At 32.7% G+C, this 14,301-nt stretch carries 13 protein-coding genes and 1 tRNA gene; 13 read left to right on the plus strand and 1 reads right to left on the minus strand.

Translation table 11 applies throughout. The features are described from left to right. Window positions 1-148 precede the first annotated feature (148 nt). The 6 genes from CN692_RS14250 to CN692_RS14270 all read left to right on the plus strand — a co-directional run bounded on the left by CN692_RS14250 (window position 149) and on the right by CN692_RS14270 (window position 4,150). The gene (locus tag CN692_RS14250) at window positions 149-1,018 is read left to right on the plus strand and encodes a phage major capsid protein (RefSeq protein ID WP_098119839.1); all 870 of its coding nucleotides are present in this window, start codon (window positions 149-151) and stop codon (window positions 1,016-1,018) included. A 119-nt stretch (window positions 1,019-1,137) separates the two neighbouring features. Next, on the plus strand, window positions 1,138-1,305 hold the full coding sequence (locus tag CN692_RS26195) for a hypothetical protein (protein WP_179874447.1): 168 nt from the start codon (window positions 1,138-1,140) through the stop codon (window positions 1,303-1,305). Next, entirely contained in the window at window positions 1,302-2,639 is a 1,338-nt protein-coding gene (locus CN692_RS14255) for a zinc-ribbon domain-containing protein (RefSeq protein WP_098119840.1), read from the plus strand. The genes CN692_RS26195 and CN692_RS14255 overlap by 4 nt, the downstream gene beginning before the upstream one ends. A gap of 128 nt (window positions 2,640-2,767) precedes the next feature. Further along, window positions 2,768-3,088, plus strand: coding sequence for a hypothetical protein (locus CN692_RS14260; protein ID WP_098119841.1), 321 nt, complete (start codon window positions 2,768-2,770; stop codon window positions 3,086-3,088). 462 nt (window positions 3,089-3,550) lie between these two features. After that, the gene (locus tag CN692_RS14265) at window positions 3,551-3,967 is read left to right on the plus strand and encodes an NUMOD1 domain-containing DNA-binding protein (RefSeq protein WP_257144032.1); all 417 of its coding nucleotides are present in this window, start codon (window positions 3,551-3,553) and stop codon (window positions 3,965-3,967) included. 100 nt (window positions 3,968-4,067) lie between these two features. Continuing rightward, window positions 4,068-4,150 (plus strand) — tRNA-OTHER (locus tag CN692_RS14270). A 174-nt stretch (window positions 4,151-4,324) separates the two neighbouring features. On the opposite strand, the gene CN692_RS14275 is transcribed toward CN692_RS14270, so the two are convergent. Beyond that, window positions 4,325-4,630: a hypothetical protein gene (locus CN692_RS14275; protein ID WP_098119843.1), complete on the minus strand. Its 306-nt coding sequence runs from the start codon at window positions 4,628-4,630 to the stop codon at window positions 4,325-4,327. Window positions 4,631-5,126: 496 nt separating this feature from the next. On the opposite strand from CN692_RS14275, the gene queG reads away from it, so the two are divergent. The 7 genes from queG (at window position 5,127) to CN692_RS14310 (ending at window position 14,056) form a co-directional block, all read left to right on the plus strand. After that, window positions 5,127-6,251 (plus strand): tRNA epoxyqueuosine(34) reductase QueG, encoded by a 1,125-nt coding sequence (queG, locus tag CN692_RS14280; RefSeq protein WP_098119844.1) that lies wholly within the window; start codon window positions 5,127-5,129, stop codon window positions 6,249-6,251. A gap of 76 nt (window positions 6,252-6,327) precedes the next feature. After that, window positions 6,328-7,245 (plus strand): amidase domain-containing protein, encoded by a 918-nt coding sequence (locus CN692_RS14285; protein WP_179874448.1) that lies wholly within the window; start codon window positions 6,328-6,330, stop codon window positions 7,243-7,245. 62 nt (window positions 7,246-7,307) lie between these two features. Continuing rightward, window positions 7,308-7,802: a tRNA (uridine(34)/cytosine(34)/5-carboxymethylaminomethyluridine(34)-2'-O)-methyltransferase TrmL gene (gene trmL, locus CN692_RS14290; RefSeq protein WP_098119846.1), complete on the plus strand. Its 495-nt coding sequence runs from the start codon at window positions 7,308-7,310 to the stop codon at window positions 7,800-7,802. Between the two features lie 687 nt (window positions 7,803-8,489). Then, window positions 8,490-10,385, plus strand: coding sequence for a PrkA family serine protein kinase (locus tag CN692_RS14295; RefSeq protein ID WP_098119847.1), 1,896 nt, complete (start codon window positions 8,490-8,492; stop codon window positions 10,383-10,385). A gap of 101 nt (window positions 10,386-10,486) precedes the next feature. After that, window positions 10,487-11,389 (plus strand): aldo/keto reductase, encoded by a 903-nt coding sequence (locus tag CN692_RS14300; protein WP_098119848.1) that lies wholly within the window; start codon window positions 10,487-10,489, stop codon window positions 11,387-11,389. 325 nt (window positions 11,390-11,714) lie between these two features. Continuing rightward, complete coding sequence (yhbH, locus tag CN692_RS14305) at window positions 11,715-12,908, plus strand: sporulation protein YhbH (RefSeq protein ID WP_098119849.1); 1,194 nt, start codon at window positions 11,715-11,717, stop codon at window positions 12,906-12,908. Window positions 12,909-13,126: 218 nt separating this feature from the next. Beyond that, on the plus strand, window positions 13,127-14,056 hold the full coding sequence (locus CN692_RS14310; RefSeq protein ID WP_098119850.1) for an SMI1/KNR4 family protein: 930 nt from the start codon (window positions 13,127-13,129) through the stop codon (window positions 14,054-14,056). Window positions 14,057-14,301 lie beyond the last annotated feature (245 nt).

A 14,301-nucleotide genomic window follows, 5' to 3' on the forward strand; every position in this document is an offset into this window, starting at 1 on the left:
CTGAACAGTTCACTTCCATTTCTGCTACTCTTTTCGGTTAGCTCTTGTCAATGTTCATGGGGTATCACCTATCGTGATACCTCAACTAATGTTGATAAGCATTTTTGAATATTAATATTCAACTTTAATAAAAAAGGAGATATGCCACATGGCACAAACAACTACAACCAACTTAGGTGATAAATTAAAGGAAATTTCAATCGTTGACACTATCATAGATGGTCGTAAATTTAAACCAGATGGTTTCATTAACAAATTCAATATTCTTAAAGTTGATGGTCCTGTGAAAGTCCTTGCAGAAGCTGAAGCTGTTGTTGCTGGTATTTATGGCGAGATGGAAACAATTAGCACGTCTAATGATAACGTTGTAAATGAATTTCAATTAAATCCAAATAAACGTGTGGCTCGTACAATTGAAGTGAGCGAACAATTTTTGAATGATTCTGCTATTGGATATGAAAATTACGTTGCTGACTTGATTGCTGGTAGCATTGGTCGTACAATTGAAAAACAAATCACATTAGATGGTTATACTGGGGCAGTTGACCCTAAAAAATTACAACGTTTACACGTAACAGATGTTCAAACAGCTGTTGGAACGAGTGCTACATCTTTATCAATCAATGAAGTTAAAGCAAAATACATTAGCATGATTAAAAACAAAACAGCACGTGATTGTTTCTGGTTATTTAACATTGATTCTATGCTGAGTGTAACTGATTCACTTGGCAATGAATATATGAAATTTGAAGATGTTCCTGAAGGAGCAGATGCTACATTACTTGGTTTACCAGTTTATTTTGCAACTTTAGGCGATACTACAGATGCTAAAATTACTCGAGCTATTATTGTTAACCCTACAGCTTACACAATTGCTATGAAAGATTTAACAATTGAAGTAATCGAAGGCGATACTATTCAATCTTTACGCCGTTCAAAAGTAATCAAAGGCGAAATATATGTAGACGCTGTTGTTACAAATTCTTATGGACGTTTATTAATCGCCCAAGCAAGTTAATAAATCCGAGTCACTTAGGTGACTCGGTAATTTTTTTTTTTTATTTTTATGAGCTAACCTGACAGCTATTTTTCCTTCAAATACAATAGTGTAGACATTAATTAGATGGAGGAAAAAACATGATTAAAAAAAGAAATACGAGCAACCCAAAAAATAAGTTGCTTCAATGCAGAACAAACAATGAAACAAAAGCTGAAGTTGAAATTTTTGCAAAACAACAAAGCATTTCTACATCTGAAGCGGTTCATGAACTTGTGAGCAAAGGATTGGAGACGATGAAACAATGAACAAATATATAATTCAAGAATACCAAGTGCCGTTAATATGGGCGGTCAAAGTTAAAAAAACTTATGGTGGTTGTCGTGTGAATAAGCCAGCCATTTATGAAAACATTGGTGAACCCGAAGGACCTTTTATGACTGGCAATGAAGCTGCTCGAGCAATAGGAATGACGAAATATTTAAGTCATGTTTCTCATGTATTAAATGGGACAACACCAACTTTTGGGGGTCATCGTTTTTATTATGATGGCGAAATAAAGCTAACATTTAAAATTCCCAATGTAAAATATGCTAAACAACATGATTTATTGCTAACTTCAACAAGACATACTTTAGAAAGTATTGAATACAATATGAAAATTTCTGGCTTCGACTTGATTGAAATTGGAAAATTTAAAGGAACGCAAACCAAAGTAAAAGTTAAATGTTGTAACATGAGCTGTGATGAAATAATTGAGAAAACTCATGGGCATTTTATTTCAATGGAACAGTTTCCATATTGTCAATCATGTTCAGCAATTATTTTTTCGAGAAATTTGTCTAAAAAACAAGAGAAAAAATCATTATATGATGTACGACCAGATTTAGCTAAATATTATTATGCTGAAGATAATGATGGTATTCAAATGAATGAAATTTCTCATGGTTCACGAAAAAAAATAATATTACGTTGTGATATATGCAATAAACAACACATGAAAAAAGAAATAAAATCGGCAGGACATTACACAGCATTAAAACCAAATAACAACGGTTTTTTATCAAATTTTTCTTGCAAATATTGTAATTCTGCTGGTGTTAAATTCCCACATTTAATTGATGAATGGCATGAAAAAAATAAATTGACCCCATTTGATTATTCTCATGCTTCAGTTGAAAAAGTATGGTGGAAATGCTCCGAAGGTCATGAATGGAAAACAAAAATAGCACATCGAACGAGCACAAACAAAACTAATTGTCCACATTGTACAAGCTCAAAAGGCGAAAAAGCAATTGCTCAATATTTAGATGAATTGCGTGTTGAATATATAATTGAATATCCAGTTAAAATCGGAAAAACTAAAGCTCGTCAATTTGACTTTTATATTCCAATGTTTAATTTATTCATTGAAGTTCATGGCATACAACATTATGAAAATCGTGATTTTAGTGGCAAAGGAAAGTTCGTTTCTGTTGAGCGACAACAAAAAATCGACTTACAAAAACAAACATACGCCGAACAAAACGGATATTATATGGCAATTGATTACAGGGAACATAAGCCCGAACTTGCCCTAAAACGTTTTGAAAATCAATTTGAAGCATTTTTAAATAAAGTAATTAGTGGAGAAATAGCATAGCAGCCGTTTCTTTTTTTTATGAAGGTTCTGTTAAAGTAGATTGTTGATTTTCTCATTTTTTAAACCGGCAGAATATTTTAACAAAGAATGATATAATTGATTAATAATTCTAAGGAGATGGCAGACGAATGGCAAAGGAGAATCAAATTTTAAACGGATATAAGCTTTTAAAAGAACTCGGATTGGGTGGGACAGGAGCAGGAATTATAGCTGGTGGAATAGCACAGCAAATATTAGTGTCTAAGAAAGGTATACCTGGATTAAGTTCTGCCGGATTTACTTCAGGAATTAATTCTATAGGTGGAAATGAAGGTTTATCAAAAGGCCTGTTTGTATCATCGCTTCCTTTAGTTGCAGGCGCTTTAGCAGGCATTGCTTTTGACGTCAGCCGTGAAAAAAGAAAAAACAAAGCAAAAAATCGTAAGAGTGAAACGGAAAAACAAATTTAATTAAATAAGTGCTCTTAGGGTTGTCTAATTGGACAACCTCTTTTTTAATTCAAAAATCATCATTTTTCATTTAACAGAACCTTTATGTAAAATGGCTATTTTATTAGAAATAAGTTTGTGAAATCTCAAGCCAGCCTTGACGCCATTTTTCACAAACTTAGCATTTTTTGTATATATACACCTTCTGAGCAGTTCCTACATATTAAATCCTTCAGTAAATCCACTTATACATCAATTCTACATACTCAGCCAAAAAACGAGTTCCTTCTATTATATACATTTAATATAGGACCTATATATTTCCTGTTTACATATGTTATTGAATATTAATATTCAAAAAATAAAGTTTAAAATCAACAGGACATTAAAAATCTTTCCAATATAATGACTTCATACAATAAATGGAGGTAATCACATATGAAAAACAAGAAAAAGCACCCGTTATATTCAAGGTGGCTCAACATGATAAATCGTTGCTATAAATCATATCATTCACATTATAAATACTATGGAGCTAAAGGTGTAACAGTAGCTGAACGATGGCATAACTTTGAAAATTATGTTGAAGATGTAGAAACTCGCTTAGAAAACGGACATTTATTATATGAAAAAGGTTGGGAGCTCGACAAAGATGTAAATGGTGGCATGATTTATTCATTGGAAACTTGCGTGGTGTTATCAGCTGAAGAAAATAATAAATTATGTGTTGAAAAGCAACAACGTAAAGTAATGGCATTTAGCAATACCCAAGAAATTGAATTTCAATCGTTATCTGAAGCCAGTAGAAATTTGAATATTAGACATTCCTCGATTACGAGCTGTTTGAAACGAGGGAATCGCCACAAAGCAACTGGTTATTGCTTTAAATATGTTGTTTAAATTTTTCAGCTTTTGGTTGCATTTTCCATCGCATATGCGTAAAATTAAAGAATAATGTGCAACGGAAAAACAACAATTAGCTGGAAAGCTTGGTATATAAAGCGATGTGGTGGTAGTGCTGGATTTCCTGACTCAAAATCAGGTATCTTCACGGATGTGCAGGTTCAAGTCCTGTCACCGCTATATTGAAAACAGGGAAAAGGGTTTTGCAGAAATGCAGAACTCTTTTTTGTTTAATTAATGTAATACGTATAGAGCCAAACTCGCATAAGCTGTTAATATCGCATTCACTGAAAAAAATAAGGCAGCGACTTTCTCAATGGTCGCTGCCTATCTTTATTAATTTATCTCTGCATCTCACTGCATTTTAACAAATTTAGTTTTTTTCTTTGCATTGTACCAATCATAGTTATTTTCTTTTGTTTTTTTCTTATTCGCTAAAGCAACTACTAAACCAGTTGTTGCTACTAACAGACTAGCCGCTGCAACTTTAAAAGTAAATTGCTTTGCATTTTTTAATTTCTCATTATTGTAGCGATCAAGCTCCATCAGTGTATCCTGTGTAAAATCAATTCTGTCATTCGTTTCTTCGATTAAACTACAGACCCCTTCTAAACTTTCAACTAGCGGATCTTTTTCTTCAATTGACATAGTATCTGTCATAACAACTCTCCTCCTATTTTTACCTTATAATAGAAGAATTCTATGGGATAATTGGCGATACCTTTATTCAAATTTCTACAAATCTTTCAAAACCCCTTATATAAGCTCTTTAATTAAATAATGAATTGAATAGTATTAGTTCATGTATTTGATACAACGTTCATTTCCAAGAAGAAATAGGATAGCAGATAATATATATCATGCCGTTTCGACAAATTTTGCATTTATTCTTGAATATATGAAATATTTATGATAAATTTAATTACAAGTTCATTAAAAACCTACTAAATACTTATTACATATGTATTAGTAGCTTAGCACTTATAACTTGATAACAACGCAGTGTATTGATTCAATGAAGAACGATACATTGCGTTTTTTTATATTTAAAAAGAATTTTAAAGAAAGCTTTTGTGTCATAATTAGATAAATAATTAATTTTCTGACTAGAATAGAAAATAAAAATTGTAAATTAACAGGCAGTTAGGTGATTCTTGTGAATATTAAAGAATTTCAAAAAGAATTGATTTCATATAGTAAGGAAATCGGAATAGATAAGATTGGTTTTACGACAGTTGATCCGTTTTTAACATTAAAGGATCGATTGTATAATCAGCAGGAATTAAATTTTCAATCGGGTTTTGAGACAAAGGATATTGAAAGAAGGGTAGATGCTAGAAAGATTATGACAGAAGCAAATTCAATTATTGCTATTGCTTTAGCGTACCCTTCTAAGCTGAAAAATCCTCCTAAAAGCAAAAAAGGTTCTACAAGAGGAATATTTTGTAGGGCTTCTTGGGGCGAGGATTACCATATAGTAGTTAAAAAGAAATTACTACAGCTTGAGTCATTTATTTTATTGCATTATCCAAATGCAAAGGTCCAATCGATGGTCGATACGGGTGAGTTAGTAGACCGAGCTGTAGCAGAGCGTGCGGGGTTAGGATGGAGTGCTAAAAATTGCTCTATTATTACTCCTGAATTTGGTTCATATGTTTATTTAGGAGAAATGATTACTTCTTTACCTTTTGAGCCGGATACACCTATTGAGGACCAATGTGGGGAGTGCACAAAGTGTATAGATGTATGTCCTACAAGTGCTATTGTTTCACCAGGTCAATTGAATGCTAAGAATTGTATAGCATTTTTAACTCAAACAAAAGAAATGATTCCAGTTGAGTTTCGAAAAGAGATTGGAAATCGTATATATGGTTGTGATACTTGTCAGACTGTATGTCCTAAAAATAAAGGCGTTAATTTTACTCATCATGCAGAGATGGAAACAGATGCTGAGTCTGTTAAACCCTTATTACGTTCAGTATTAAATTTGAGTAATAGAGAGTTTAAAAGTAGGTTTGGTCAAATGTCTGGGTCATGGAGAGGGAAGAATCCTATTCAGAGAAATGCTATTTTGGCATTGGCTCATTTTAAAGATGAATCAGCAATAGAAGATTTAAAACAATTAGCAAAAAAAGATGTGCGACCTGTAATTAGAGGAACGGCTATTTGGGCTATTTCAGAAATAGAAGGAGAGGACGGTACTCCTTTTATCGAAAGTTGTTTACAATCTGAGGAAGACGAGATTGTTTTAAATGAAATTAATGCTATTCTTTCGAAGTAAAGAATAATGAGTGGTATAATCTCCTATTTTTCAACATCGTATAGAATATGAATAAATGTTGAAAAGGGGGATTATCTTGTTTAATCGCGACCTTTTAGAGCGTTATTTAAAAGAGAGATTACAGCTTTATTTTGGTGAAGGACAAAGAAGCCATCTTATTCAAGAACAAGAGTATCAGACGATTCAACGTAAAGTTGAACTATATAATAAACGTAATGTTTCTTTAGTAAAGGTATATGGAAACCTCGAAGTTAGCAATCTTTGGAGCGAAAATGACATAACGTATATTAATTATACTTTGCATACTAGATATTTTTTAAAGCAAACTGATTTATATTTTGAAGAAGATCAAGAAGAAAGACAAATGGCGATTGAAAAAGAAGAGATTTTATATGATATCGCGTTTCCAGTTGATTATCATCTTGAACCCTTTGAAGTCGAGGAAGAAGAAGACATAGGTGAAAGTGAGTCAATTGATCGAAATAGTGGATATAACCGATTTAATGCTGTTAAATATGCTGAAACTTGGTGGGATGGCCATAATAAGGAATATCCTTTGTATGCCAATGATTGCACTAACTTTATATCCCAATGCTTAAGGGCTGGTGGAGTTAAAATGGTTGGAATGCCAAAACCTGGAGCAGGTTGGTGGTATAGAAATCATTCGAACAGTAGTTATAGCTGGAGAGTTGCACATGCGTTAAGGAGATTTCTGCCAAATGCTAAAAGTGAAATTAAGGCAGAAGAAGTGTCTTCTCAAATGCAGCTTTCATTAGGAGATATTATTATATATGATTTCGAAGGTGATGGAATTTGGAATCATTGTACAATGGTCGTTGCTAAGGATGAAAATGGTGAACCATTAGTGAATGCACATACTGTTAATAGTCGTAAAAGATATTGGTCATATTATGACTCAACTGCTTTTACAGAGAATATAAAGTACAAGTTTTTTCATATAATTGATGGATTTTCTAATCCTCCGATGGAATAATACCTTATTAATAATGAATTTGGTATAATAGAGAGCATTGAAACAATATAGAGGTGAAAGAGATGGGAATACACGTTGTATTATATCAACCACAAATTCCAGCAAATACAGGGAATATTGCACGTACTTGTGCAGGAACTGATACAAGTTTGCATTTAATTCGTCCATTAGGATTTTCAACTGATGATAAAATGTTAAAAAGAGCTGGACTTGATTATTGGGAGCATGTAGATATTCATTATCACGATTCTTTAGATGATTTATTTGATAAATATAAAGAAGGAAAGTTTTATTTTATTACTAAATTTGGCGAAAAAACTTATTCTAACTTTGACTATACAAATTTAGATGAAGAAATTTTCTTTGTATTTGGTAGAGAAACTACAGGTCTTCCAAAGGAATTAATTGAAAAAAATATGGAAACATGTTTACGTATACCGATGACAGATCATATTAGGTCTCTAAATTTATCAAACACTGCTGCAATTTTAATTTACGAAGCTTTACGTCAGCAAGATTTTCGTGAATTGCTAAAAGTAAAGGATTATACGAAATAATAAACAAAAGTCACCTTAAATGGTGATTTTTTTTGTTTGCATTTAACTTTGATGCAACTTAATTAAAAGACTTATCAGCAAAAAAAGATGCTTCCATAAAAACGGCTAAAATAAATTAAGATCCGTTTTTAGAAGCATCCTTTGAAATATTATCGGTTTTTCAGTCCAGGTCTGTCATTATATCCAGCTGCGAAAATTGCTGTCAAGAATGATGCTGTAACTAATAAAATTAATACTAGTCTCATCAGTATGTATCCTCCCAATTGAAAAATTCCCAATACCCTAAACTTATTATACAAAAAAAACGTAGAATTATGAAAGGAAATTTATAAAACTAGAATTCAAATGAAGGACAATTACGCTTGCTACCAATTTTCTTTTAAAAAATCTAATAGCTCAGATATAAAAATAAGAATAATCCATTCAAAATACTGTAAAGCAATTTACTATGATTGCTGTGTTAGAAAGGTACATCAAGCTCCCTAATAGTAGAGATTATCCATGCTACTAATCGTAAGAAAGGAAATGATCCGTTCTTAGAATCGTGTGACTTTAGTCATAATACGTTCAACAGATTAGAAATTGATAAAATATATTTTCCTAAAGAAAGATATAGCATGAGTACGGACATCCTTGCATATCCTTTAATAATCTCTCTTACAGATGAGAAGAAGGAGGTACTTGTCCATGGATATTTTAAAGAAACTTGAGCAGCACCGGGACATGGAACAAAGACTGAAATGGGAAGGCACTTTTGCTGAGTATCTTGAAATGTTAAAAGAAGAGCCAATGGTTGCACAAACTGCACATTCTAGAATTTATAATATGATTAAAGACGCAGGTATTGAAGAAGTTAATGGTAAAAAAACCTATAGTTTCTTTAATAACAACCTATATGGATTAGAAGAAGCCTTAGAGAGACTCGTGGAAGAATACTTCCATCCCGCTGCCAAGAGATTGGATGTAAAAAAACGTATTTTATTATTAATGGGTCCTGTAAGTGGTGGTAAATCTACACTAGTAACGATGTTAAAGAGAGGCTTAGAATCTTATTCAAGGAATGATCAAGGTGCAATCTACGCAATTAAAGGTTGCCCGATGCATGAAGATCCATTGCATTTAATTCCTAACCATTTGAGAGATGACTTTTTCACTGAATATGGAGTTCGAATTGAAGGAAATCTTTCACCTTTAAATTTAATGAGACTTGAACAAGAGTTTGGTGGAAGAATTGAAGATGTTATGGTAGAAAGAATTTTCTTATCAGAGGATCGTCGAGTTGGAATAGGTACTTTTAGTCCATCAGATCCTAAGTCCCAAGATATCGCAGACTTAACAGGTAGTATTGATTTTTCCACAATTGCTCAATTTGGATCGGAATCAGATCCACGTGCTTATCGATTTGATGGTGAATTGAATAAAGCAAACCGAGGAATGATGGAATTCCAAGAGATGTTAAAATGTGATGAAAAGTTTTTATGGCACTTATTATCCCTGACGCAAGAAGGTAACTTTAAGGCAGGGCGTTTTGCATTGATTTCTGCGGATGAATTAATCATTGCACATACGAATGAAACAGAGTACAGATCCTTTATTAACAATAAGAAGAATGAAGCGCTACACTCGCGTATTATTGTAATGCCAATTCCGTACAATTTAAGAGTAAGTGAAGAGGAAAGAATTTATCAAAAAATGATTTCTGAAAGTGACGTTTCAAATGTCCATATTGCTCCACATACATTACGTGTTGCAGCAATGTTTACAATTCTTACTCGTTTAAAAGAACCAAAACGAGGAGATATTGATTTAGTGAAGAAGATGCGTCTATATGATGGTGAAATGGTAGAAGGCTATAACACAGTTGATTTAGAAGAACTGAAGAAGGAATATTTAGATGAAGGTATGCATGGTATCGATCCACGTTATGTAATTAACCGTATTTCATCTACAATTATTCGAAAAGAGATTCCATCTATTAATGCGTTAGATGTTTTACGTTCATTAAAAGATGGATTGGATCAGCACCCTTCAATTTCAAATGAAGACCGTGAAAGATATATGAACTTTATATCAATCGCAAGAAAAGAATACGATGATATAGCGAAAAATGAAGTTCAAAAGGCGTTCGTATACTCATATGAGGAGTCTGCTAAAACATTGATGGATAACTATCTAGATAATGTTGAAGCTTATTGCAATAAGAATAAGCTGCGTGATCCTCTAACTGGTGAAGAAATGAATCCAGATGAGAAACTAATGCGTTCGATTGAGGAGCAAATCGGAATTTCTGAAAATGCGAAGAAAGCATTCCGTGAAGAAATCTTGATTCGAATTTCAGCATATGCACGTAAAGGAAAACGATTTGATTATAATTCACATGAAAGATTAAAAGAGGCAATTCAAAAGAAACTTTTTTCAGATTTAAAGGATGTTGTAAAAATCACGACATCCACAAAAACGCCGGATGAGCGTCAGTTAAAGAAAATTAATGATGTAGTAAGTCGTCTAATTGATGAGTATGGATATAACTCATCATCAGCAAATGAATTATTGCGCTATGTAGGCTCATTATTAAACCGATAAAATGTTTAAGCGGCTATCTATTAGATAGCCGTTTTCTTTTGCAATTCAAATGGTTTATCCTATAATTATGATAATAAATAATAGAAGGGTGAGTAGCGTTTATGAAAAGAATTCAACTAACTGAAGATCTTGAGTTTTCACAAATAATCCATGGTTTATGGCGCTTAGGCGAATGGAATATGACATCCGAACAATTAGTAGCGTTTATAGAAGAGTGTATCGAATTAGGCATTACAACTTTTGATCATGCCGATATTTATGGAGGATATACTTGTGAAGAGATTTTTGGAAAAGCTTTAGCATTAAAACCGGAGCTTAGAGAAAATATTCAAATCATTACTAAATGTGGCATCAAGTTAAAATCATCAAAATTTCCGGAATTGAAAATGAATCATTATGATACTAGTAAAGAACATATTTTAATGAGCGTTAACAATTCTTTGAAAAATCTTCAAACGGACTATATCGATTTACTTTTAATACATAGACCAAATCCTTTTATGAATCCAAAAGAAGTAGCTGAAGCATTTAATCAGCTTCACGCAGAAGGTAAAGTACGTCATTTTGGAGTATCAAACTTTTTACCATCTCAATTTAATGCATTACAAGCTCACCTTGAAATGCCTTTAGTAACTAATCAAATTGAAGTTTCACCAATGCAATTAGAGCATTTTGAAAAGGGAACAATTGATTTATTACTTGAAAAAGAGATTGCTCCGATGATCTGGTCTCCATTAGCAGGCGGTCAAATTTTTACAAGTCAGTCTGAAGCTGCGGTACGAGTGCGAGCGATGCTTGAAGAAATTTCTAGTGAGATTGGCGCAAATACAATTGATGAAGTATTGTATGCATGGCTATTAGCTCATCCTGCTAAAATGATGCCAATCGTTGGTTCTGGTAAAATTGAACGTGTTAAAACAGCTGCTGAGTCTACAAAATTGAATATGACAGCGGAACAATGGTTAAGAATTTATGTAGCTGGTATGGGACATAATTTACCATAAAAAAAATAAGTGGAGAACTTTTTCTAGTTTTCCACTTATTTTTTTGTTTTTTTAGTTCAATATTGTGTAATTTTTCTGACAAAAATTGATTAAAATTTTTATATAAATATATTTAATTTTAAGGACTCGTCCTATTTTCTGAAAAAATGGGTGTAAAATTTAGAAGAAACATTGTCAATTATTGTGTCCTTCTGCATATGATAGAGTAATCCATAAAAAAGGGTAGAAAATCACCTACCGAATTAGTTTATGCAAATGTGTTTTACTGTGTGACGATTTTTTTATTTTTACAAATAAATCAAAACAAGTAAGGGAGGGAAAGAAAATGAGTAATGAAAATAATGAACATGAACAAAAGCATAATTTTACCATTTCACAGGAAGACTGGACCCTCCATCGTAAAGGACACGATGACCAACAGCGACACCAAGAGAAGGTACAAGAGGCGATAAAAAAGAATTTAGCCGATTTGATCACAGAAGAAAGCATCATAATGTCAAACGGACGCGATGTAGTAAAAATTCCAATTCGGTCACTAGATGAGTATAAGATTAGATACAACTATGATAAAAATAAACACGTTGGTCAGGGTACTGGAGACAGTAAAGTTGGCGATGTAGTAGCAAGAGATGGTTCACAAGGTGGCCAGCCGCAAAAAGGTGCTGGTAAAGGGCAAGGCGCAGGAAAAGAATCAGGTGAAGATTATTATGAGGCAGAGGTTTCACTAATGGAATTAGAGGAAGCTCTTTTTAGTCAGTTAGAATTACCTGATTTAAAAAGAAAAGAACAAGATTTAAATACTGTAGAAAATATTGAATTTAATGATGTTCGAAAAACAGGTTTAATGGGTAATATTGATAAAAAGCGTACAATGATGTCAGCATTTAAACGGAATGCCATGAGCGGGACACCGTCATTCTATCCTATATCACCAGAAGACTTAAAATTCCGTACATGGAACGAAATTAGAAAACCTGAGTCTAAAGCCGTCGTACTTGCAATGATGGATACGAGCGGAAGTATGGGCTTATGGGAAAAGTATATGGCACGTAGCTTCTTCTTTTGGATGACTAGATTTTTAAGAACAAAGTATGAGTCTGTAGACATTGAGTTTATCGCGCATCATACAGAAGCTAAAGTAGTTACTGAAGAAGAATTTTTCACAAAAGGAGAAAGTGGAGGAACAATCTGTTCATCTGCATATCGAAAAGCATTAGAAGTTATTGAATACAAATATTCACCTGAAAGATACAATATTTATCCATTCCATTTCTCTGATGGAGATAACTTAACATCTGATAATGCTCGCTGTGTAAAATTAGTTCAAGAATTAATGAAAGTAAGCAATATGTTTGGTTATGGGGAAGTAAACCAATACAACCGACACTCTACTCTAATGTCCGCATATAAAAACATTAATGATGAAAAATTCCGCTACTACATCCTAAAACAAAAATCAGATGTTTTCCATTCAATGAAGAGCTTCTTTAAACAGGAGTATGAGAAGGCAGCGAAATAATCGCATGATAATTGGCTTTAATGCAGTACGAGTAAAATAGTAAGTGAAACCAGAAAAGCCCGGTAGAGGGTTTTTCTGGTTTTTTGTCTTATATATTTAGAGTTAAAATCAATTGTTAAGACAGAGTTCTTATTCAACATAATGGCAGTTTAGTTGAACAAGAAATAAAAGAGTTTCTATGGTATCTTAATAATAAATAGCTTCTAAGGGGATTATCAATGAGTTGGTCAAATTATGAAAAGGCTTTAGCACTATTGGAACAAGATAAAGTTAATAGTGAATATATTGGGGAATGTTCAGACCTTATAATTGAGAAGGCGGAAATAACTTTAGGTTTGAAATTTCCAAACATCTATCGTCATTTTATTAGAAAATATGGTTCAGGTGTTTTTGCAACATGGGATATATTGGGTATTACTAATGAAAACTTTTACGAAGCATATAATCCAGACAATCCAGATGCCATTAGGTTCACATTATCAAAAAGAAAAGAGAATAAATTACCTGATAACTTCATTTCTATTATTGATTATGATTACGAAATCTTATATTGTTTGGACTTAAATAAGCTCAATAACGAAGGTGAGCCAGCGGTTGTTTCTTTTAATATAGGAGAGGACTGGGGCAAACAAGAAATGATTGCTGAGGATTTTGGCGATTTTCTTTTAGAGATTATTCATGATGAGTTAGAAGCGTTAAAATTATCTCCAATTGAAATTATATATGATGTAGAGACTTTAAAAGGTACTTGTTATGTAGAAATTAAACCTGGAAAAGATACAGGAAGTCATTGGAATAAAGACTCTATTTACCTTATAGATGAAACTTTTACCTATTTGTCTCGTGCAATCGAGAAAGAGTATAAAGACTATAGCCCTTGGGGACTATGGGGAGTTAGTGAAATAGATAAACATACTTGGAATTTAATTTTAAAACAATTAGAAAATGTAAAGCTCTTTTTAAAAGACATTCCAAAAGAAGAAGAGATAAAAACTATGGTCGGTTTTTTGTGGGAAGATACAGAATCAAAATTTAAAGAAAATATTAATCAAAATATTATTGACTTAATAAATCTAATCACTGAATTTCAATCATGGATTTGCGATCAAAGCAAGAAACATGAGTTTATTACAATTTTAGGAATTTAGACATTAATTAAATAAATACTATTCAACTAACGCATGCGATTCTTCAATAACGAAGGATCGTTTTCTTATTCAAGTAAATGGCAGGATAGTCATATCGTAAAGGATGTGGTTTTGTATTAATAGCTGGGAGCCGGATCATAAGTAACTGAGATTTTTGTAATTGTTTGAGCTTTTCTAAACTGTCACAAAGGGTGAGAATATTACCAAAAGAAATCTTCCACAATCAGGCGCAATTCTGCAGCAAG

Origin of the sequence: Bacillus sp. AFS002410 (assembly GCF_002556365.1) — a bacterium.
Lineage (GTDB): Bacteria > Bacillota > Bacilli > Bacillales > Bacillaceae_G > Gottfriedia.